Origin of the sequence: Leptospira stimsonii, from assembly GCF_003545885.1 — a bacterium.
Lineage (GTDB): Bacteria > Spirochaetota > Leptospiria > Leptospirales > Leptospiraceae > Leptospira > Leptospira stimsonii.
Map to the genome: position 1 here is coordinate 61,524 of NZ_QHCT01000004.1, position 22,290 is coordinate 83,813.

The 22,290-nt window shown below is 43.6% G+C and carries 20 protein-coding genes; 10 read left to right on the forward strand and 10 right to left on the reverse strand.

Translation table 11 applies throughout. The annotated features are described in order from the left end of the window. Positions 1 to 62: 62 nt before the first annotated feature. From DLM75_RS14665 to DLM75_RS14680, 4 genes are all read left to right on the forward strand, one after another. The gene (locus tag DLM75_RS14665) at positions 63 to 431 is read left to right on the forward strand and encodes a hypothetical protein (RefSeq protein WP_118969264.1); all 369 of its coding nucleotides are present in this window, start codon (positions 63 to 65) and stop codon (positions 429 to 431) included. Between the two features lie 57 nt (positions 432 to 488). Beyond that, positions 489 to 1,592: an MBL fold metallo-hydrolase gene (locus tag DLM75_RS14670; RefSeq protein ID WP_118969265.1), complete on the forward strand. Its 1,104-nt coding sequence runs from the start codon at positions 489 to 491 to the stop codon at positions 1,590 to 1,592. A 12-nt stretch (positions 1,593 to 1,604) separates the two neighbouring features. Further along, the gene (locus tag DLM75_RS14675; protein ID WP_118969266.1) at positions 1,605 to 2,411 is read left to right on the forward strand and encodes an SDR family NAD(P)-dependent oxidoreductase; all 807 of its coding nucleotides are present in this window, start codon (positions 1,605 to 1,607) and stop codon (positions 2,409 to 2,411) included. A gap of 120 nt (positions 2,412 to 2,531) precedes the next feature. Further along, positions 2,532 to 3,974: an MFS transporter gene (locus DLM75_RS14680; RefSeq protein ID WP_241547942.1), complete on the forward strand. Its 1,443-nt coding sequence runs from the start codon at positions 2,532 to 2,534 to the stop codon at positions 3,972 to 3,974. A 212-nt stretch (positions 3,975 to 4,186) separates the two neighbouring features. On the opposite strand, the gene DLM75_RS14685 is transcribed toward DLM75_RS14680, so the two are convergent. The 4 genes from DLM75_RS14685 to DLM75_RS14700 form a co-directional block, all read right to left on the reverse strand. After that, positions 4,187 to 5,083, reverse strand: coding sequence for a tyrosine-type recombinase/integrase (locus tag DLM75_RS14685; protein ID WP_118969268.1), 897 nt, complete (start codon positions 5,081 to 5,083; stop codon positions 4,187 to 4,189). A gap of 112 nt (positions 5,084 to 5,195) precedes the next feature. Then, positions 5,196 to 5,735, reverse strand: a complete 540-nt coding sequence (locus DLM75_RS14690; RefSeq protein WP_118969269.1) for a shikimate kinase — start codon at positions 5,733 to 5,735, stop codon at positions 5,196 to 5,198. Then, positions 5,732 to 6,583, reverse strand: coding sequence for an HDOD domain-containing protein (locus tag DLM75_RS14695; RefSeq protein WP_118969270.1), 852 nt, complete (start codon positions 6,581 to 6,583; stop codon positions 5,732 to 5,734). The genes DLM75_RS14690 and DLM75_RS14695 overlap by 4 nt, the downstream gene beginning before the upstream one ends. A 6-nt stretch (positions 6,584 to 6,589) precedes the next feature. Beyond that, positions 6,590 to 7,096: a chemotaxis protein CheD gene (locus DLM75_RS14700; protein WP_118969271.1), complete on the reverse strand. Its 507-nt coding sequence runs from the start codon at positions 7,094 to 7,096 to the stop codon at positions 6,590 to 6,592. A 289-nt stretch (positions 7,097 to 7,385) separates the two neighbouring features. On the opposite strand from DLM75_RS14700, the gene DLM75_RS14710 reads away from it, so the two are divergent. The 3 genes from DLM75_RS14710 to DLM75_RS14720 are packed head-to-tail and all read left to right on the forward strand — an operon-like array spanning position 7,386 to position 11,304. After that, a complete protein-coding gene (locus DLM75_RS14710; RefSeq protein ID WP_118969273.1) occupies positions 7,386 to 8,612 on the forward strand; it encodes a TraB/GumN family protein in 1,227 nt (408 codons plus the stop codon). Further along, positions 8,609 to 10,741 (forward strand): 7TM diverse intracellular signaling domain-containing protein, encoded by a 2,133-nt coding sequence (locus DLM75_RS14715; protein WP_118969274.1) that lies wholly within the window; start codon positions 8,609 to 8,611, stop codon positions 10,739 to 10,741. Before DLM75_RS14710 ends, DLM75_RS14715 begins: the two co-directional genes overlap by 4 nt. Further along, complete coding sequence (locus DLM75_RS14720; protein ID WP_118969275.1) at positions 10,738 to 11,304, forward strand: FlgO family outer membrane protein; 567 nt, start codon at positions 10,738 to 10,740, stop codon at positions 11,302 to 11,304. The genes DLM75_RS14715 and DLM75_RS14720 overlap by 4 nt, the downstream gene beginning before the upstream one ends. Before the next feature lie 273 nt (positions 11,305 to 11,577). Here DLM75_RS14720 and DLM75_RS14725 read toward each other — a convergent pair whose 3' ends face one another. Further along, positions 11,578 to 12,438, reverse strand: a complete 861-nt coding sequence (locus DLM75_RS14725; RefSeq protein WP_241547943.1) for a lipase family protein — start codon at positions 12,436 to 12,438, stop codon at positions 11,578 to 11,580. A 51-nt stretch (positions 12,439 to 12,489) separates the two neighbouring features. Here DLM75_RS14725 and DLM75_RS14730 point away from each other — a divergent pair, with 51 nt between their 5' ends. The 3 genes from DLM75_RS14730 to DLM75_RS14740 all read left to right on the forward strand — a co-directional run bounded on the left by DLM75_RS14730 (position 12,490) and on the right by DLM75_RS14740 (position 15,783). Beyond that, on the forward strand, positions 12,490 to 12,897 hold the full coding sequence (locus DLM75_RS14730; RefSeq protein ID WP_118969276.1) for a hypothetical protein: 408 nt from the start codon (positions 12,490 to 12,492) through the stop codon (positions 12,895 to 12,897). Next, positions 12,885 to 14,303: a UTP--glucose-1-phosphate uridylyltransferase gene (locus DLM75_RS14735; RefSeq protein WP_118969277.1), complete on the forward strand. Its 1,419-nt coding sequence runs from the start codon at positions 12,885 to 12,887 to the stop codon at positions 14,301 to 14,303. Before DLM75_RS14730 ends, DLM75_RS14735 begins: the two co-directional genes overlap by 13 nt. A 127-nt stretch (positions 14,304 to 14,430) precedes the next feature. Continuing rightward, a complete protein-coding gene (locus DLM75_RS14740) occupies positions 14,431 to 15,783 on the forward strand; it encodes an EAL domain-containing protein (RefSeq protein WP_118969278.1) in 1,353 nt (450 codons plus the stop codon). Between the two features lie 336 nt (positions 15,784 to 16,119). Here the strand turns inward: DLM75_RS14740 and DLM75_RS14745 are convergent, their stop codons facing one another. The 5 genes from DLM75_RS14745 to DLM75_RS14765 form a co-directional block, all read right to left on the reverse strand. Further along, positions 16,120 to 16,677 carry a dihydrofolate reductase family protein gene (locus tag DLM75_RS14745; protein ID WP_118969279.1) on the reverse strand — a complete coding sequence of 186 codons (558 nt, stop codon included), beginning with the start codon at positions 16,675 to 16,677 and terminating at the stop codon, positions 16,120 to 16,122. 438 nt (positions 16,678 to 17,115) lie between these two features. Continuing rightward, complete coding sequence (locus DLM75_RS14750; protein WP_118969280.1) at positions 17,116 to 19,521, reverse strand: C1 family peptidase; 2,406 nt, start codon at positions 19,519 to 19,521, stop codon at positions 17,116 to 17,118. A gap of 9 nt (positions 19,522 to 19,530) precedes the next feature. Next, positions 19,531 to 19,989 (reverse strand): LIC_20196 family exoprotein, encoded by a 459-nt coding sequence (locus DLM75_RS14755; protein WP_174715092.1) that lies wholly within the window; start codon positions 19,987 to 19,989, stop codon positions 19,531 to 19,533. Positions 19,990 to 20,063: 74 nt separating this feature from the next. Next, positions 20,064 to 21,656 carry a methyl-accepting chemotaxis protein gene (locus tag DLM75_RS14760; RefSeq protein WP_118969281.1) on the reverse strand — a complete coding sequence of 531 codons (1,593 nt, stop codon included), beginning with the start codon at positions 21,654 to 21,656 and terminating at the stop codon, positions 20,064 to 20,066. Between the two features lie 13 nt (positions 21,657 to 21,669). Beyond that, positions 21,670 to 22,272 carry an SCO family protein gene (locus DLM75_RS14765; protein WP_158586479.1) on the reverse strand — a complete coding sequence of 201 codons (603 nt, stop codon included), beginning with the start codon at positions 22,270 to 22,272 and terminating at the stop codon, positions 21,670 to 21,672. Positions 22,273 to 22,290: the final 18 nt, after the last annotated feature.

Here is a 22,290-nt window from a genome sequence, read left to right on the forward strand (position 1 = left end):
CCAATTCTTCCCGGAAGATTGGCTTCTGATAATTTACAGATTGCAAAGGAAACCTGGTACAAATGATACCCTACACCGTCTATAAAATGATCCATATCTTCGGGATTCTTCTTCTCTTTACCGCATTGGGAGGAGTCACCATGCACGTTTTGAACGGAGGAAACAAAGAATTCTCCAATCGAAAATTCGTCGGAATCACCCACGGAATCGGTCTCTTTCTGATCTTACTCGGCGGTTTTGGAATGCTCGCGAGACTCGGAATCCTCTGGCCTTGGCCGGGTTGGGTGATCGCGAAGTTTGCGATCTGGCTTGCTTACGGCGGTCTTCTCACGGCAGTTTATAAAAAACCGTCTCTCGCGAAAGTGTTCTGGTTCGGTTTTCCATTATTAGGACTTCTCGTGTCCTACATCGTTCTCTACAAACCGTTCTGATCGACTTTCATTTTTTGAAGAATTAAGATACATTTCGATATCGAGGAAACAAAAGAGATGGCAAAAGCATCCGCATCCAAAACAGCTCCCAAGTCAAAACCAAAAAAGGATTCTTCCATCAAACCGATCACGGACTTCGTCGGTTCGAGAAATCTTCCTTTTCCCGTGGACAGACTCGAAGACGTTCGCAAACGCGCGCGGAAATTTCGAGAAAAGATGCTTTCGGGCTCTCAAGTCGTTTTCTACAGATCTTACGATCTGGTTCGAGTTCCGTATCCTACACGTTATGCGCTCTTGAACGCTTACAGCCTTCCGACTCCCTACATGCACATTCTAAATCGATTGTTCATCATTCAGTATCGCACGGGAGAAGGAATCAAAACTCTTTTGTTTTCTCCTTCCGATCTGGACGGAAACGCGGAAACTCCTTTTTTCAAAAGACTCGCGGAAAGTTTCGGACCGTTTCAATCCATCGGAAAAAAGATCATCGCTCCGATCTTAAACACCGTGGAAGAATGTCTTCAGGACGCAGGAATTTCTCCGGAAAAAGTGGACTACATTTCCTACGATCACCTTCATACACAAGACATCCGGAAATGGTTGGGTGCGAACGGAGAAAAGGGATACTTCCCGAATGCAAAACTTTTGGTGATGCGGGAAGAATGGGAATCCGTCCAAGGACTTCTTCCTCCTCAATCCGATTGGTATTGTCCGAACGGAACGGGAGGAGTCGCGAGTGATCGGATCGTCGTATTAGACGGGGACGTAGAATTAGGACAAGGTGTTGCTCTCATTCGAACTCCGGGTCACACATATGGAAACCATTCTCTTGTAGCTCATACTCCCGAGGGAATTTTTGTCTCCAGTGAAAACGGCGTCAGTGCGGACAGTTATTCTCCTTTAAAATCTCGAATTCCGGGCGTCAAAAAATTCGCAAAGGCTACCGGGATGGAAGTCATTCTAAACGGAAATACGCTCGAGATCGGACTGGACCAATATATTTCGATGGTTCAAGAAAAGGAGATGGCGGGAGTTTCCCTTAGAAATCCGGACTTTTACAACGTGATGCCTTCTTCAGAAATGACGAGTTATTGGCTGTTTCCGGGAACGTCTCCGACGTTTAGTTTCGGACAATTGTCCTTCGGTTCGCCCGTAACATAAGGAAAAACGAATATGATTTTATTCATCACAGGTTGCGCGGGCGGGCTTGGAAAAAAACTCGCAGAAGACGCTTTCGCGGCCGGGCATTCGATTCTCATCACGGATATCAACGAGAAGGAACTCAAAAAATTCTCAGCCCAATGGAAGAATGAAAAAGAAAGGGTTCTCGTTTCCAAGTTAGACGTCACTTCTCCATCCGATTGGAAAAAAGTCATGGATCTTGCGTATAAAAAGTGGGGAAAAATCGACGCTCTCTTAAACGTCGCAGGATATCTTCTTCCCGGTTATATCTACGAAGTTCCAGCGGCTCAAATCGATCGTCACATGGACATCAATGCCAAAGGTGTGATGTATGGAACCAGGGAAGCCGCGGTACGAATGGTCGCAGTCAAAGCGGGTCATATCGTCAATATCGCTTCTCTCGCGGGAGTGGCGCCGATCACGGGGATCGCGCTTTATTCCACTTCTAAATTTGCGGTTCGAGGATTTTCCTTGGCGGTCGCCCAAGAACTCAAAGAGAAGAATGTTTTTGTAACCGTCGTCTGCCCGGACGCGATCAAGACGCCGATGTTGGATCTCCAAAAGGACTATGAACAAGCGTCCATGACGTTTTCCGGAGATAAGGTTCTAACTGCGGATGAGGTATCTCGGATTATCCTTGGACGCGTTCTTTCCAAAAAACCGCTGGAAGTTTTGATTCCGGGAAGCAGAGGAGTTCTTGCAAAAATCGCGAACGTATTTCCCGGAATAAGCGGCTTCCTCGGGCCAATGCTTCGAAAAAAAGGTCTAAAGAAACAGTCAACTTACAAAAAAGGATAAGGGAAGTTAGAATTTCTTAGCGGAGACAAAAGTTCTCCGATTTCCGAAATGCGCGGACCGTTGTTTTAGAATGGTTCGTAAACTGTGCGTTAGGTGAAGAATTCTTCCCGGACTGTTTTCATGGAAAAAATAAAATCAATTCCCGTGCGAGTCATGGCGGGATACGCGGTGGCGGAAATCGGAATCACCGCCGTCGAAGTACTCGCGCAAATCTATCTTTTGGAATTTTTCGTCACGGCGGTCGGCCTCAGGGCTTCGCTCGCTGGATTGGCGCTCGCGGTCGCCGTTCTCTGGGACGCGATCTCGGACCCTTTGATGGGTTATCTTTCCGATCATACAAGAACGAAACTCGGAAAGAGAAGACCTTACATTTTGAGCGGAGGAATTCTTCTTGCGATTTCCATCTATCTTATGTTTTCTCCTCCGTCCTTGGAAACACAGACACAGAAATTCTTCTTTCTATTTTTCGTTTATCTTTTGGTGAACACATCGATGACGATTCTCGCCGTTCCGCATATCGCACTCGGAGGAGAAATGACATTCGCTCCGACCGAAAGAACGAGAATCTTCGGATGGAGATTCTTTTTTAGTAATATAGGATTTATTCTCGTTTTGATTCTTCCTTCCTTTTATTCGGCTTTGTTTCCGAACGAAAACGAAGTCTCTCGGCTTTTGGTCACCAGAAATTACACTTCTCTCACGATCGCGGGCATTCTGGTTCTGACATCCCTCATTGCGTTTTTTTCGACTTCGGGAAGGGACAAAGTGGAGGAATCAAGGCTACCGCAGAATCCGAATCGAAAAACCGAGGTTTCCATCGGACATACTTGGTTCGTTCAGATCACATCCGTTTTTAAAAATCGTTATTTTTTACCTTTGATTCTCGCATTTATCATCGCGACCTTCGGAAGAACCTTCAATTCTTCGATCGTAAATCTATATTATAAATATAGAATTCGTTTAACGGAAGCGGAAATCGGATTGATGATTCTTCTTCCGTTTGTCGTTTGTCTGATTTTATCCATTCTTCTTTGGGTCTACCTTTCCAATCGATACGGAAAAAAATGGCCCGCGTTTTGGGGAGTCCTTCTTTTGGGAATCATGACTTTCGTGGTTTATCCTCTCTTCCCGGAAAGAGGAATCCTTCCGATCTTATTCGCCGCGGTATTCGGAGGATTTTTTGCCGGTGCCGTCCTGCTCTTTGATTCTCTCGTAGCGGATATCGTCGACTACGACGAGCTCAAGATCGGAGAAAAGAGAGAAGGTTGGTTCTTTGGGCTCTGGAAGATGGCGACGAAAGTGGCGAGGGCGCTCGGCTTAGGTTTCGGCGGAATTCTTTTGAGTGGAATCGGTTATCAGGAAGGTTCCGTCGATCAAATCCCGGAACTGGGTTTTCGTCTTTCGATTCTTTTCGGTCCCGTTGTAGGAAGTTTCTTCATCCTCGGCGCTCTGATCTTTCTTTTGATGCCGCTTACGAAAGAACGACATCAAAGAATTCAAAGTCTTCTTTTGAAAAGAAGGGAAATTCGAAAGAAAAGACAGGAACTCGTTTCAAAAGTCTAAAGCAAACGGAAATTAGAATTCTGACGAAAGAAAGGGGACTTCATCGATCTTCTCAACTGGTTTGACCCTCCGCCAAAGATCATTTGTATTCGACCCGGAATTGTATAGAATCAATCAATGCAAATTCTTCTTAAATAAAGTAGACCAAGGTTCTTAACAATCCTTTCCACAAGCGAAAACATGGTTGAAATCGCCGATTGAAAATCCTCACTTTAACCGGTCTTAAACTTTTTCCGAATATTCCGAAGTGCGTCTTGTTTCGATTTTTCTCGAACGGCGGCGCGTAGATTTTTCTTCACAGGAATGTACGACTCGGTGCTTGCCAAGGTTTTGTGACCGAGAAAATCTTTCACCTGAGCCAGGGGAGAACCGTCGGCGATCAGATGAAGGGCTCGACTGTGTCTGAGTGTAAAGACCGTCACCGGACTTGCAATGCCTGCGTTTCTACCGATTTCGGAAATGATTCTTTCCACGTTTCTGGAGGTGGTATGTGATCCTAAACTCTTTCCAGGGAACAGATACGAATTCGCAGAAACCAAGGCTTCCTTTTCATATTTTTTAATCAGAGTTAGAAGTTCCGTGGGAATTTCGACGGTCCTCGATTGCGAAAGAACGCTCGATTTGATCTGAATCCACTTGCGTTTTAGATCCAGATGATTCCACTTCAGCGAAATCAATTCTCCGACTCGAAGACCCCCGAAATATACGAGACCGCACATCAGTTCGTGTTTTGCATTGGAAGATGCAGATTTTAGAATATTCTGCATTTCTTTAAAAGTGATCGCATTCGGATTGTTATACTCTCGAACCGGTCTCTGAAAGTCGCGGAAAAGATCCATTTTCATCACGTCTTCAAAGAACATCTTGAGGGAACTGACATTGATCTGGATCGTTGAGGAAGAAACCCTCTTCTTTTTCAGATGATCCATATAACGATTGAGATCCTTCAGAGTGATTTTCTCCGCCGGTTTATCCGCAAAATTCAAGAAGTCTACGTTGTATTTGAGATACGTATAGGCAGTTGCCTTCTTATAATTTCTCTGGCGAATGATTTTGCTGAGTCTTTCAATCGAATGTTTATTCTTTTTCGGAAGTTCCAATTCTGACATCTCTTCTTTCCTGCCAAATCCGTGCTCGACCCGTTAGGCGTCATTCCACAGATTTCTATTCTTTTTTGTAGCTTTGAAAAAAAGAAATCAAATATTTCCAAATTGTGTCAATTCAAAAGTCAATTTTCTGAAGAATTCTGTCGCAAATCTCTTCGACCTTCAAATCATCTATTGATAGATAGTGATCGGACACGCTTTCGTAGTGAGGAAGTCGAGATTCTAAGATGTTTCGATACGAGGCGACGGCGCTGAGGGCCGGCCGAGTCGGGTCGTTTTGAATTTTTTCTACCAAAACTTCGGTGGAACGGGAAAGACCGACTACGGTCGCAATGGACTTGAGGAGTTCCGTTTTTCTCTCACTTAGGATTTCGTTTCCTTTCAAATCCAAATCGAAAAGAATTCCGCCCCCGCAATCCAGGATGATTCCGCTGGCGTTTTTTAGCCTTTCTAAAATTCGAAATTCAAGATCACGAAACGACTTCCAATTTCCATTATTTCTTTGGATAAATTCCGGAATGGAAATCCCTCCGATTTCATAAACGGCAATCATATCCGTCGAAATTACGGGCATTCCTGTGATCTTAGATAATTTACGGGAGATTTTAGATTTGCCGACCCCCCTCGGGCCGATCAAAGCGAAATTTTTTTTCAAGCCTGGATTAACTCACGGATATGTTTCTGTATCTCCGGTAGAACCGTATAATACATCTGTAAGTCAGAATCGGTAATTCCTAAAATCTGCAAAGCTTTATTGGAAATCGGAGTCGACAAACCTGCAATGTCGATTCCCACACCGGCCGCAATCGAGATCGTGTGAGCGACATGAACGACCGATACCAACTCGGGATAATCCTTTTCGTCTTCCGGATGAGTGTAGTTCTCCGCAACGTGTACGAGTTCTTTCGGAAAATTCCATTTCGCTAATAGTTTAGCCCCGGCCTCTTCGTGCGAATATCCGAAATGTTTTTTCTCCAACTCCGAAAACGAAGAAGTGTGATTTTTTAATTCTTCTCGAAGTGTGATCAGTACTGCCGGAAAAAAGTCGGCCAGGATGACCTTGCCTATGTTGTGCAAAAGTCCACCCGTAAACGCGAGATCCGTTCCGATCTTGAGTTTCTTTTGTTCGCAGATTCGTTTGGAAAGTTCCGCGACCGTGAGAGAATGAATCCAATTGTCTTCGGCTTCTACTTGGTATCCTTTCAACTCTTTTTTGAGAATTCCTTTGGAAGCGGTCAGAAGAATGATATCCTTTACCGTCTTGATTCCAAGAGTCATCAGAGATTCTTGAACCGTTTTGATCGGTTTTGCCGCGCGATAGTAAGCCGAATTGGAAAGTTTGATCACTTCCGCGGTCAAGCCGGGATCATTCGAAATTTCTTTTGCGAGATCGGGAATCGAAACATCCTGCTTTTGTACCATCTGCATTACTTTCGTAACTACGGAGGAGATTCTGGGAAGTTGGGCGTCGTTTAAAAAGAGTTGATCTATTTTTTCTTTCATCTTTTTTTACCTGACCTTGTAGAGGTACTTTTCAAAACCCGCTTTCTTTAAAAGGACACGTCCGTCGTCCAAATACAAGCTGATGGTTCTTCCGTCGTTACCTCCGACATCTTCCACGATCAAAGGAATTTTGTTTTGTTCCAATAGGGCGCGTGCGGTCAAAATATTCTGTTCTCCGATATTCTGGAGAAAACTGGACTGGACCCCTTTGAACATCGAAGCGCCTCCGAAAAGACGTCCGCCGTATTCCCTTGGATTACAACCTAACTCGGCCATTTTTTTGATCAGCAAAGGGATCGCGGTTTCCGCGTATTTGAACGGATTCTTCTGCGAATCTTTTCCACCGGGATCTTTCGAAAGCATAAAGTGCGCCATCGCACCTACCTTCTTTTCAGGAGCGTAAAACACGACTCCGATACAGGATCCAAGAGTCGTTCTTAGAATTTCAGGAGACTGCCCGCCTTGCAGGTCAGCGATTCCAACATTGACTACCTTCGTTCCTTTTGCCAGCATTTGTATCCAGTTATCCGGGTGATATCTCGTTCTAAAAGAGTATCCAAGACAATATGGTAACGTCCCGAATTCTTCAATACTTTTTTGAGACGTTCGAAAAGAGAGATTACCACAATTCGAAAAGTCGCACTTTTTATACAAGCAACGATTCTCTTTTCCATTTTTCTAATAGGAATTTTCAAATGAATTCGTTGCCAATTCGAGTTTCGGAATCGGAGAAGAATTCGGATACAAATCGAGCAGAATTTCATTTTACGCGACGATCCGGGTTTCATACACTGCTTTTGGAATGGCAAAACAAGCACTCAAAGATAATACAAAAACCGAGACGAAAAAAAAGAATACGACCTCGGAACCGATCGAATCGTTTAAACTCGGTAAAACGTCCGTAACAATTCTTGGCACGGCACATATCAGTCAAAAGAGCATAGACGAAGTACAAAGAATCATTCGTGAAGAAAAGCCGGACACGATTTGCGTGGAACTCTGCAATTCCAGAATGCGTTCGGTAAAAGATTCCGAACACTGGAAGAAACTCGATATATTCAAAGTTTTTAAAGAAAGAAAGATGTATCTTCTTCTTTCCAGCCTTATCCTTTCCGCGTTTCAAAAAAAACTGGGCAAAGGTTCCATTCGTCCCGGTGACGAGATGAGAATGGCGATCGCGGAAGGCGAAAAAACCGGCGCAAAAATCGTTCCGATCGATCGAGAAGTTTCCACAACTCTCAAACGTGCTTGGTGGAACATCGGACTTTTCAATCGTATGGTTTTGCTCTCTGCATTGCTTACGTCTCTCTTTGTGAAGGAAGACATCTCCGAAGAAAAAATCGAAGAGATGAAATCGGACGACGTTCTGAAGGATCTATTTTCCCAACTTCCAAAACGATACGAATCGATCAAAAACGTAATCATCGACGAACGGGATTCTTATCTCGCGCAAAGAATCAGAGAAGCCTCAGTCGACGGAAAGAAGGTTTTCGCCGTCGTGGGAGCAGGTCACTTGCAAGGAATCATGAATCACGTTTACGAAGACAAGGACATTTCCAGTCTCGATCATCTTCCGCAAAAAACGGCTTGGGATCGTTGGAAGGGTTTGATTGTTCCCGGAATTTTCTTAGGTTTGATTCTCACCGTTTTTTATTTCGGAGGAAGACAACAAGGACAAGAATTCGTACTTCGTTGGATTTTGGTCAAGGGCGGACTCGCCGCGTTAGGCGCCATCATCGCGCTCGCTCATCCTCTGTCCGTCATTCTTGCGTTTTTGGCCGCTCCCGTCGGGAATTTCAACCCTGTCATCAAACCTGGTTGGGTCGCGGCGTTGTCCGAGTCTTGGTTGCGGAAACCTCTCGTGGAAGATTTTGAAAGAATCGCGCAGGATTCCGAACACTGGAAAGGGTATTGGAAGAATAACGTGATCCGCATTTTTCTTGTCTTTATGCTTCCTCAAATCGGAAGTAGCATCGGAACCTTTATCGTCACCGCGGATCTATTTCGAGTCATCAAAGGATTTCTGTGAACGATCTACTCCGGAAATACAAAGCCATACTCTGTTTTGTTTTGGCTTTTTCCGGAGTTGTTTCCATCCTCGCGGAAGATTCGGATTCTTCCGAATTCGAACCCACTGTGATTATGGAAGACGTCGATCTTCAGCCCTTTCTCACTTTTTACGAAGACAAAACCGGTAAACTTTCCTTTCCCGAAATTCAAAACGTATTTCGGTCCGGAAAGTCCATTCCTCTTTTTAATAACAGCCTCGGATATTCGGAAGCCGCGATTTGGATTCGGGTTCCGATCGCCAATAGGGAACGAGGTACTCGAAATTGGGTTCTCCAATACGGATATAGCTTAATCGATTCGATCCAATTGTATTCTTCCAGAAACGGGGCTTTGCCCTTGGTCGTTACCGGCGACGAACTTCCGTTTGCTACACGTTTGGCGGAGAATCGAAACTTTCCCTTTCAACTCAGCGAACCTCCTCTTTCCAAAACCGATTACTTTATCCGGATTCAATCCAAAAGTTCCATCATCATTCCTTTATCCGCTTATTCGAGGACGGAATATTTGGAACAGACTGCGAAAGAATACGCGACCCTCGGTTTTTATTACGGGGCGATGATCGTGATGTTCGTTTACAATCTTTTTCTTCTGATCACCACCAGGGATAAAAGTTATCTCTATTATAGTATATTCATTTTTTTTGATGTTCTCTTTCAACTGACTCTGAACGGATTGTCCTATGAATTCCTCTGGCCGAATAGCCCCGAATGGGGAAACATTTGCCTTCCCTTCTTTATGTTTTGTGCGTTTCTCGCGGCCTGTCTCTTCGGAAAATCTTTTTTAGAATCTTCTAAAATCACTCCGATTACGGATAAATTCTATTATCCTTTGATTGCGATCTGCATTTTCGGCTGTATCGGATCTCTTAGCTTCTTCAGTTATACGTTTAGTGTCGTTTCCAGTTTGATCGTTCTTCTCCTTACGCTGTTTCTTCTTTTGATCAACAGTCTTCAGTGTGTATGGAAGGGGCACAGACCGGCACGATTCTTCTTGACTGCTTGGGCGGTTCTTATTTTCGGAAGTTTTTTATATGCGATGAAAGCTTTCGGAATTTTTCCGGATAATTTTTTTACCCAGTGGGGACTTCAGATCGGTTCCGCGATCGAAGTCGCTCTTCTTTCTTTGGGACTCGCGGATCGAATCAAACAACTTTCTTTGAGTTTGGAAACACAAGCCACAAACCTGAATCTTCTCAAACTTCGTCACGAACAATCCGCGATTCAATATAAGAATTTATACGAAGGAGAAGAGGACTTTCTTTTTAATTTGGACTCTAACGGAAACATCACCGGAACGAACAAGGCCGTTTCCACTTTTCTCGGTTTCAAACCTGCAGACGTAATCGGAAAGAATTTTCTTGAATTGATGTATAACACCGGCGGACTGGAAGACGCATTCAAAAAATTGTATGTAATGGAAAGAATGGAGGAACTTTCGAACACGAGAAAACCGGTTTATTTTCGAGCGGACTTCTTACAAAAGTATCTCAAAGAACCGAAAGAACTCCAGGTTCGTCTTCAGATTCTCGAACACGAATCCGGACGAGAAATTTTGGGGAGGGCTTACGAACCCGATCAGGATCTCATGGGAAGATTTTTGGACGAGGAAAGAATCGTATTCTCCGTAAACAATTATCTTCAGAACGCGGAGCTTTTGAGTCAAAGGCTGACCTTCAATTTGGTCCGTTTCACCGATCCTACGATCGCACTTTCGATTCGTACGAGTCTTCGGGAAATGCTCATCAACGCGATCGAACACGGAAATTTGAATATTTCAAACGAGGACAAGGCAAAAGCCTTAAAATCAGGAAATTATTTTCAATTCATTCTAACTCGTCAGAACGATCCGTATTACAGGGATAAAAAAATTCTCGTGGAATATTTTCTTTCCAGACAGAAAGTAGGTTATAGAATTACGGACGAAGGGAAAGGTTTTAACCACGCAAAAACCGTGAGAAACGCGATCACAAAGACGGACGAAACCGCTTCTCTGCAAACCAGAGGGATCGCGTTTGCTCTTTCCACTTTCGACGTAGTGAAGTTCAATTCAACGGGAAATCGGGTGACCTTGGTCAAATATTTCGAATGAAACATTCCATTTTTATCATATTCTTATTCTTTTTTTGTTTCTCGAGTTGTGCGGGTTCCGGTCGCGGAGGGAAACGAAATCTTCCGAAGGAGCTTCCGGTCGTTTTAGAGGAACTTTCCTCTTCATTGAAAAGACAAATTCAAACCAACAGAGAATCTTCTTTGCCGGATCGAAAGAATGCTCTAAAACTCGCGATCCTTCCTTTGTTAAACGAAAACGGTTCCGTCACCAATCTTGGATCCAATATCTCCGGACAACTTCTTACCCAAATGAACGAGCCGGGCAAATTGATTCTTGTCGAAAAATCCCAATTGAGTCGATTGATCGACGAACAGACCTTTCAAAAATCCGGGCTCGTACTTTCGGATAAATCTTTGGAAATCGGAAAACTTTCCGGAGTAGATTTGGTTCTCCTCGGTTCCGTTCAATTCAACGATCAGACCTTTGTTCTTCAGCTTCGAGTCGTCTCCTTACAATCCGGAGAAATTCTGGCGATAGGCGAGGGCGTTTTCGATTCGAACGACGCTCTCTATGATCAGTACCGAATCCTCCACCAACCGTAAACGGTCAACGTTAGACGAACTCCCACTCGATCGGCAGTGATTCGGAAACTCCGTAATGTTATTTCCGGGTTTACATAATGAATTTTCAAAATCCAAAATGGTTCTCTTGCAAATGATGGAATCGATTCCCGTCTCGAAAAAAAAATGATTTCGTTTTTAGAATCGTTCCTTTCCTCTCTTTTTCCTTTTTACGAAAATGAACATCGCGACCTTGTGGTTCGGATCCGTGCAAGATCGTAAAACCGCGTTCGATATCCTCGGAAAGAAAATCGCTTATCGTTTTGTTTTCTTTTGGACGGCTTTTTTAGGAATCACCTTTGACTTCTTTTTGGGAGAAGCGGACGTTCTCTTTTTCGTTGTAGGAGCTGTTACACGTTTCTTTTTGATCGCAATCTGCGGCTTTTTTTGAGAAATCAGTTTTTCATGAAGAGCGGCCATCGCCACCCGTTCGGATTCTTTTGCGACGTCGCTTGGATAATGAAAGACGAGAAATTCCAGTATCGTTCGAATGTTCTCACTTTTTCGAACTTGGTTGTAATTGCCGGGAATATCAAACCAAAGATCCCGTTCCTCGCCGTAGATCGAAGACGAAGCAGGGAGAAAAATAAATTCTTTCATGGGAGAAAGAGGATGAAATCGATCCATAAAGAGGAAGGTCTTAAAAAGTTCCTGCAAATACGGAGATCCGTAACGCAAACCGGAAACGGGAAAAATCGAAAAGAGATAACTTCCGCGAAACGGTGTTCCTAAAGTCACGAGACCTCTTATCTTTTGTCGGCTTCGGTCCGGAAGTAAAAGTGTAAGAAGCCCTCCGGTATTGTGCGCAATCAAAACGGACTTAGCCGGAATCTGATCCATCTGTTTCGCCAAAACTTCCACCGTTTTTTTTGTGTTTAAAAAGAAGGCAGGGATTTTCAAAATTCTCGGTTGATAACCTTTCGCCTCCAAGGCTTTGCAAAGTTTACGATAGAACAAAGGACCGGAAAGAAAACCGGTAACGATATAAATATCGCCTCTGGAAAGATTCGGATCTTTTCCCGAAGGAATCAAAGACGAGATTACAGAAAGGATAAATTCTAAAATTTCGGAAAGGAAATAGAAGAAGGTTCTAAAAAAGGAAATGATTTTTTTCATGAGAATGGCTTGAAGTTATGGGGTGAAAAGACAAGACTGTCAGAGTCTTTCATGAATACAAAGAAGCTAATTGTTTTCCTTGGGATTTTTTTCATCCTTCCTTCGGCTGTCTATTCAAATATACCGACTCACGCGGGCATGGAGAAAAATTTCAAAGAGACCTGGGGAAAATGGTTCCCGGTTCCTTATACGAAAATTCTTAAAAAGGATCTAACGGGCAAAGGAGTTCTGGTTTATAGAAAAACTCCGGAACGAATCGTTTATATTTATACATATCTGGTTTTTCTTCCTCTCTACACGGAAAACGAAGAAGTCCCGAAGGAAATTCCCGGTAAAGGAAGAGAGATCCGAGCCAAACTCATTTACGAACCGACGCACCCGACGGAAAAATATTCAATCGAGTTTACCGAGTTCGACGAACAATACAATAGCAAATCGGTGGTGCGATGGATTCGTTAAAATCAAAATCGGAAGAACAAATCCGGCAAAAAATGCTCGCGGAAGGAATGTCCGAAACGTTCATCCAGGATTTTCTTAAGAAAGTGGACCAGGTTCGCAACGGAGAAACCGGGATGGTTCGTTGGGAAGAAGTCGGGGATTTGGACCCTCAAAAGGACGAAATCACACTCGAAGAAATCGAAAAACAAACTTCTCCCTCACCCGAGATCTTAAAAAATCTAGTCGTCATCAAATTGAACGGCGGACTCGGAACTTCGATGGGACTTTCCGGTCCAAAGTCATTGATCGAACTCAAAAATGGAATGTCTTTTTTGGAGATCATCGCGAAACAATCCGAGGTCATTTTAAAGAAGTATAACGTGTCCGTTCCTCTGATACTCATGGACAGCTTTAACACTCAGGAAGAGAGCCAAGCCGAATTGAAACGAATCGGATTCAAACAAAAATTTGCGACTTCCTTTTTGCAACACAAGGTTCCTCGTCTTTTGAAAGAAAACCTAACGCCGATTACATGCAAGAATCCGGACGAAGAATGGTGTCCTCCGGGGCACGGAGACATCTGGATTTCCCTTTTGGAAACCGGTCTTTTGGATACTCTTATCGAAGACGGTTATAAAGTGGCCTTTGTTTCCAACGGTGACAATCTGGGAGCGACGGTTCATCCGGGAATTCTCGAATATCTTCTGAGAGAAAATCTCGAGTTCTGTATGGAAATGACTCCGAAGACCCTGGCGGACAAAAAGGGTGGGGCGATTTACAGAAGAATTTTAAACGGAAAACCGGAGAATTATCAACTTTTAGAAACGGCGCAGGTTCCTGGTGAACACATGCACGAGTTCGAAGGATTGGGAAAGTTTAGAAGTTTTTCGACGAACAATCTCTGGATCAATCTCGTAGCACTTAAGGAAAGACTCCTCCAAGGAAACTTCGAACTCTCCCTAATCGTGAATCCGAAGAAGATCGACGGAAAGGAAGTGCTTCAGTTGGAAACCGCGATGGGATCTGCGATACGAAATTTTACGCGTATCAAGGGAATCATCATTCCGAGAGATCGATTTGCCCCTGTAAAAAAATGCGAAGACTACCTCGTAAGGAGATCGGACGCATATCAGCTATTAGACGATTATTCGATCACGATGTCAGACGAAAGGAAAAAGTCAGGCTTAGGTGAAGTATTGATTACATTGGATGAACAATACTACAAGAAAATACAGGACTTCAATCGATTGTTCCCGGAAATACCTTCTTTAGTGCACTGCACTTCACTGATCGTAAAAGGTGAAGTCCTCTTTGATCGGAAAATCGACGTAAAGGGTGAGGTCATTATTGAAAACACGAGTTCTACGGTGAAGAGAATTTCGGAATTAAAAATCACCAACTTTGAATCCGGAAAATATTCCTTTTAGGCTTTACAAAGAGAATCCTCCATCGAATCTTTTTATTAGAACGATGAATCGATGGTTCTAAATATCTCAACTGTTATGATGGACTCGAGTCCGGAAACGGACGGATCTTTTGCAAACAAAGGCTGAAATGACAACTTCTAAAAGTCCGAAGATCCGCTCCTTTGATGAAGGCGAGATTGAACAATTCAAGAACGTCTTTATCAATGAGAATCGCGGAAAACCGATCGTTCTTCTAAGATTCCAAGACATCAAATCCCTTTCCTTTTTGGATTTTCTCCAATTGGTTCCGATCAAAATTTCGGAACTTCATCCCGGCGCGGAGAATCACTATTCTTATTATTGTTACGGGGATAAGAAGAATCTTCTGATCGGAGTCGCTCCGGTTCAAATCAGCGGATCCAACGGATTTTTAAACTTTGATTCCGTGTTGGGAAGATTCCGAGAAGTTTCGATCAAAAACGGTTCGATGAACTTCGATTTCGGAATCGCGAGAACCCAGTGCAATTATATCTCTTACGTGGATGAAATCTTTCACGAACTGGAAGTTTCTTCCCTCAAGAACCTAAAAGACAATCTCATTCGTTGGAGTTGGACGTATCTCAATCGAGTCAACGATTACTTCGCGGGCGAAAAAGCGGACGCGGTAATCCAGCCGATCATCCACTACAACCACAAACTTCACACGTATTCGATGAAGGGCGGGGAGGTTTTTGTGGGCGGAGAAGCTTACGCCGGTTATGCGGACCTAATTCGGGATATTCCTCACGATCAGGACTTAAATCGGATCGAACTTCTGATCTTGGAAAAACTAACGATGTGTTGTAACGGTGCGCCGGGACTTTTAAAGTTCAACATTTCTCCACAGACTCTCATCGATACGTTCGACACGGATGAGAAGGTAACCCGGTTTCACAACCTTCTTCTCAATCAAAATCTAAGTCCGGCTCTCGTGAGGATGGAGCTGATCGAAAAACCATACGAAGAAGCGGAGATCACGCTCAAAAGTGTTTGTAAACGTTTTTGGAATTTCGGGATCAGCTTCGCCGCGGATGATTTCGGAGTTAAAAGTCAGAGTCACCAGATCGTTTTGGATCTCGGAGAAATGATCAAAGAATTCAAACTCGATCCGATCAGTTTTAAATTCAAGGCGGATCAGGATCTCACGAAATTCTTAGACAACCTCGCGTTTATCGATTATTGTAGAAGACTTTCGGATAACAGAGAAGCGATTATCACCGCGGAAGCTTTGGAAGACATCGATTCTCTCAACTTCCTCATCGCACACCAGGTCTATTACTTCCAAGCCAATCTTTTCTGTACAAAAATTTCGATCGAAGAATACAAGGAAATCTACGAGGAAATGCAAGATCTTCCGGAATCGGTCGTGAATAAGATTCTCAACTCGGAAGAACTCCTTTTGAAATTGAAGGCGAAAGGAAATATCTTTAAACTTTCAAAAGAATTGGGTTTGATTTCGTAAAAAAATTCCTTCCTCATTTTTGCTCACAACCCAAAGGAGCAGACATTCCAACACTCACATCGGCAAATTGTTCGTAACTTGAGAAAGAATTGGGATGCACCTCACATCTGAAACGAATTGCAAAATAAGTACACGAATCCGACATCGAAAGTCACATTGGCAATTCAAGGTACATGTAATTTCGGCGCGAGCATCACATCAAAAACCAAACTTGATAGAGAGAAACTAATGCTTAACTGGAACGAGCGCGCAATCCTTTGAGCTACCTAAGGAAAACGAAACCACGCGTCACATTCAATGGAGGAACCACAAACAAATCGAAAGAAAAAAATTACTTCACTGACGTCTTTTGTAATGAAGCGCGATGGTACCGGATTTAAAAGTTTCCGAACCGAGAAAGTCCAACTGAATACTCTCTTGTAATTTTACGGCATCAAATAACCGAGGTCCTTTCCCGACAAGAACAGGATGAACTACGAAACGATATTCATCAATCAGATGAAGCGCCGAAAGTTGGGAAGCGATACTCAAACTTCCCACGAATATATCTTTCCCCGGTTGCCGCTTCAACGCGATCACTTCATCTGCGATGTCCTCCCGTGCCAATCTGCTATTTCTATCCTCAACGTGTTTTAAAGTTCTGGAGAATAAGATCTTCTCGACCGAATCGAAGGCCAGAGCGAATTCGTTAGTTGTTTTGGACATGGATTGGTCTCTGGCGATTTCCGGCCAAAACGGGATCATCAACTGATACGTAATTCTTCCATAAAGAATTTGACCCGCGGTTAGCATTAGATTGGCAAAGTACTTATGCACGTCTTCGTCAGCGTTCATGTCCGTGTGACCGCAATATCCGTCCGTAGAAATATTGATCGCAAAAACAACTTTTCTCATAAATCTGTTTATCCTCCTTCCATCGAAAAACGCAAGCAATGATTGACCATTTTTCCGGAAGGAACAAAGAACGAACGGATTGCCTATTCCCTCAGAAAACTCTCGACCAAGGCGACCTCGAATTTAACTGAGAAACGTGCAAAGGAATGAGCGCATAACTTGGGGAATTTTAAAGTGAGAGACTTGCAAATCGAAGGACAAATTGATTTAGCAAAAACTCCGATCATCGAATTTCTGATTTTGCGATCGATTTCCGATGTTCGATCTCGGCCTCAAGGGTAGGGAGGAGGAAAACTTCGCGCGAAAACCGATTTACAATCGAAAAAACTGATATAGCAATGAATCTTCACTCTGAAAATGCAAAGAACTTACAACAAGGATGTAAGGCCGACGTAGATTGGTCTTCGGCTTTACATCCTTGTAGATCTTGATTCTTCCTTATTCTTTTAAGAAGGAAAGATTCGATTTCTGATTTACGATCGTTTGATCTTTCATCGTAACGGAAAGCGCGTCTCCGGATTTTTCGATCTCGATCTTAAATTTTCCGTCCTTGTCTATGATCGGAGATTCTTCTACGTATTTTCCTTCGAAGATTTTCTTCTTATTGAACTTCACTACGTAGTTTACGTTGTCCTGGCTTTCGATTTCCAACAGAACTTGACTGACTCCGTTGTTTCCGTCCCAAGCCATCGCAGTCCAAGGACCCTTGAACTTTTCAAGCGTAGAATCTCCCCCAAACGTTCTTTTTTTCGGTGCAACGACCGCAGTGGAAAGAACCGCAGACGCGGGAAGGGAGTTGCTACTTTCTCCACCAAGATCCGATTTAGAAGTAACGGAATACAAAAATAGAGTTTCCTTTGCAGGAATATCCGCTACATACGAATTCTTATCTCCAGACGATCCGAGGAACGTCCATGAGGATTCCCCTCTCTTCTTGCGAAAAATATAATATTCCGAAGCCTCTTTTACTTTATCCCAGGTGAGAGATATTTTGGAATTCTTTACGTCCAACACACCTTTTACGTTTTCAGGGGCTGAAAGTTTCACTCCTCTTTGTTTGTTCGGATCCGTAAATCCGTAAGCAAAACTGGAGAAGGGACCGTTCTTACCTTCCTCATTCACCGCGGTGACAGAATAATACGCATAACGTGCAGGAAGATTTTCATCTACGAATTCTTCCGCACCCGTTTCGGAAATTTTTTCCCAAGCGCCACCGCCGATCCAGCCGGATTTCACGTAACGAAATACGAGATATTTCGAAGCTCCGGATACTTTTTTCCATCTGAGTTCGATCTTACTCTGATACGCTCCTCTCGTCGCCACTAAACCGAGAGGTTTTGCGGGAGGCGTTTTCGGTTGTGAAGTAAACCCGCTTGCCGCGTCGGAAGGTTCGCCGGTTTTACCGTTGAGTTTTGCGGAAACTACGTAGATTTCAACGATCCCTTTTTTTGCCGCGGTCGTATCCGTATAACTATTCAGTTTCGAATTTCCGATCGGATTGTATCTCTTCTGCGTTTTGTTATACTTAAAGACTTGGTATTCCGCAGAGGCATCCGCTGGTTCCCAGGCCAATTCTACTTTATTATCATACTGGCCTTGTGTCGCCTTGAGTCCTAAGACTTTCGGAGGCGGTTTTAATTCTTCCGTCTTTGCAAAGCCGATCACTTCTCCGGGAGAAAGATCGGATGCCGATGTATCGGTTAACGTAAGAATTTTGTATCTATACGCGAGATTCGGTTGAACTCCGTCGTCGCTAAAACTATTGGTCGCAGAAAGACCGATCTTGGAAAAACCGGAATCTCCGGGAGCCTTTCTATGCACTTCGTATCCGACCGCACCCGGAACAACTTCCCAGTTGATCGTAACCTTATCGCTAAAACTTCCTTGCGAAGCGGTAATCGTAGAAGGAGGAACCGGATTGTTATTGGTATCGCCTGAAACCGTAGCAGGATCCGGAGTTGCGGAATCGGGTTTCCCTTGGTCGGTAACTGCCTCCACTTGATCCAGCATCACAAACGCACCCTGGCAAATTTTTGTAAACCAGCGATAGTCGATATATCCGTATCCTTGATCGCCCCAATCCTTTCCCCAAGAATTGATAAACTTCACTGCGTTTTTGGAATCGTCATAACCGACGAGCGCGATCGCGTGCCCGCCGTAGGTTTTACCGACCCCTTCCTTGTAAATTGTACTACCCTTTAAGTTAAAGAAATTCTCATATACTAATATACCCGCTACGACCGGTTTTCCTTCCGCGAGTTGGGCTTTTACTTCCGAAAGATCGGTGGTTTTGACTCTTAGAAATTCTTTCGCCTTAAAACGAGAAGCGGCGGCGATTGCGGCCTGAGAAGGTCGCGCTCGATAATCGGCCGGATTGTAGGGCATTTGATCCCAAGGAGCCGCACCCATTTCCACCATGACCCTCATCGCGTCGGAGATCAGAGAACCGTTGTCCCTTCCGCCGTTGATTTGATTGTAGATAAAAGCCGGCGAGAATATTTTCGTATAATTCGGGCTTCCGTCCTGAGTTCGCAAAGACCAATCCTTAGAACCTTTTCTTTCGATATATTCCTGAAAACTTTTTGTCGCGTAAGCGGTTGACCAAGCGACACAACTTCCTTGTTCGCCCTGATTTCCGACAGGCGGCATCGAATCGGAAAGATCCACCTTGGAGGAAAGTCCTCTGTGGGATATCCCATACGGGTTCGTATCCTTTAAAGAAGAAAGGAGTTCGGAAGATTCCTGTTTCATTCCCAAAGAACGAAGAGAAGGTTGAGAGAAAACGGAAGTCTGGACCGAAACAAGAAGAATGAAGGTGATTAAAGAATATTTTGAAATTCTCATATACTTAGTCTAATTCCCTTTTTGAGATTGAATGATTTCTTTGATCTGATCTTCCGTTTCTCTCGCATATTCTTTGAACGCGAACGGATGCGGCTCGTACAAAGCGATCAGCTTGGATTCGTTTCCTTTGCTGTCTTTTACCGTTTTCTGAATTAAGAATAGAATATAGTCTCCCTCAGGAGGAGCGGCCTTCAACCACTTACCCAGCAATTCGGGAAAAATCATAAATCCGATCTCGAATTTCGTCGGCAATTTTTCCCCTCCCTTCCAGGGTTTTAAGATTTCAACCGTTGCGGTTACGGAAACGGTCGTATCGGAAATTTTTTTCTCGTGAACATTTGTAATCCGAGTGAGCGCGATATAATCCGAATTTCTAATTTGGTTTTCGAGAGTCGGGGGAGTGGAAAGTGGTAAAAGCGGTAAGGTTAAAAAAAGAAAAGCGATAAAAGCAGATCCTTTGAATTTCATCTTTGTCTCCATCTGTAGTCTAATTACGATCAAGGGTGCAGTATAGGTCTCGGAATCCGATCCGCAAGAATTTTTTAATTTTTAAATAGTTCGGCTTCTTGTCCTAAATCTCCGGAAACTTCCTCGCAAGTTTTTGCGATCTCCGAAGATTCGATCGCCAGTTTGTGAATGAACTGCGTCGCTCCTACGATCGAGACGGAAGTTTGTTTGACTTCCTGAATGACCCCGGATTGTTCTTTGATGACCACTTCCAATTCTCCCGCGTTTCGAATCACTCGATCAAAAATACCGCTCAATCTTTCTCTGACCTTCGTCTGATCCTTTAAGGTTTCAAAAAACGATTCCGTTACTTTCATAATTTCGTTCACGTCTTCGATTACTTTGGAAACGGTTTGTGTTCCATGTTGAACGATCTCCGTATTCTTATCCATCGCTTCATTGCCGGTAAGAATCAAACCGTGAATCTCCTTGATAGTCTTCGCAGTTTGATCTGCGAGTTTGGAAATTTCATCGGCGACAACCGCAAATCCCCTTCCTTGATCGCCGGCTCGGGCGGCTTCGATGGAAGCGTTGAGAGAAAGAAGATTCACTTTCTCTGCGATGTCGTTGATCACTCTAAGTCTCTGCGACATCTCCTGATAACTTGCCGAAACTTTCCGAATCGAGTCGTCCATCCTCTGCAAAGATTCTTCACTTTGTCTCGTATGTTGTCCGGCCTTATCCAAGATTTTTTTGCTGTTCTGAATCTCATCCTCGAGAACTTGAAATTTTTCCTCGAAAGTCGAGTAGAGATTGGAAAATTCTTTATGAGATTCGGATTGAATCTCGGAGGCTCTGGATACCCGATCCAAATTTCCCAAGGCATTGTCCATAGCGGCGTCGATCAAGCCGATGTTAGAAATCTGCTCGTCCGAGTTTTTAACCACGCTGAGAGCGCTATTGGCCATGGAAGCCATATTCTCCCTCAAAAAATCCACCTTAGCTTGAACCGACTTCTGAATGACAAGATTGGCGGAGTGGAATTCTTCTTTCGAATAGAAAGTTTCCCAGTAATTTAAAAATTCTCCTTTTAGTAGAACCGAGTAATAGATAAGAATTCCGGATTCAAATATTACAAATATTGCATGCACAAGGACGACTTCCAATCCTGCGCCGGTGTTAAAAATGACGATCGGGGTTTCGTTCCATTTTAATCCGAACTCTTGACAGTAGTTTAGAATTCCATGATGGACCGCGATATAACCGGCGGCGGGTACGATCACCTTCCAATCCTTATAGATGAGCAGAAACGCGAGAGCTCCGAATATATGGAAGTGCATTTCGATTCTTCCCAATTCCGATTGGATGAAGATTCCGGAAAAGATCATAAGCAATAAGGCATTCAAAATTCTGCTAAAAAGAGTTCCTCGAAAGGAAATGTAATTCAAGGTTCCCGCTATTCCCAATACAAGCGAAGAATACAAGGCGAACTTCCAGGTTCCAAAACCGATGGAGAACAGAACAGCCGCGGGAATATGCGCCAAAAGTAGAATCCAAATAAAACGGTCCGCGGACTTCATTTCGGTTCGTAACTTTTCAAACGCCTTCTGTTGAGGCGAGATTCCAAAGGTAACCATTTCCTCCGGTGCGGAAGAGACTTTTGAGTTTTGCTTTTTATTTTTCGACATAGTTTATCAACCTCTAATCGATCGCGACGTTCACGGTTTGAAACGTTTTTTCGGAAAACTCGGACATATCGGGAATAACGACGCGGATCTTTCCTTTCGTGTCCGTGATATAAAGCGAATTTTGATGAAAGATCTCCCCGGAGAATTCTTCGTTTACGATAAGCTGGAACCGTTTGGCGATTTTTCTGGATTCTTCCCGATTTTCCGGTAAGAGTAGAATCGGGGATTTTTCCCAGTGAGAAACGTATTTCCTCAACCAAGATTCCTGCACTCGATCCTTCTCAGGATCCAAACTGACCAACACCAAACTCCAAGAGGAAAATTCGCGCATGGAAAGGAGATGATTCAATTTTGAGATTCCAGTTCTACAAATCGATCTACAATCTCCGTATCCAAAGTAAATAAGATATTTCCCGTTTTGTAAATTCTCTTCCGTAAAAAAATCTTCTTTTTCGTTTCGGATTCTAAACTTCGGTATTTCCCGATCCACCTTAAAAACGGAAACGGAACTTTGCGAGTCTCCGATTACAAACGGATTCTCTGCTAAAACGAAATACAAACAAGCGACGATGATCGAAACGGAAATAGATTTGGTGAGGAATGGATGGAAAATCAATCTATAATTTTTTGACGA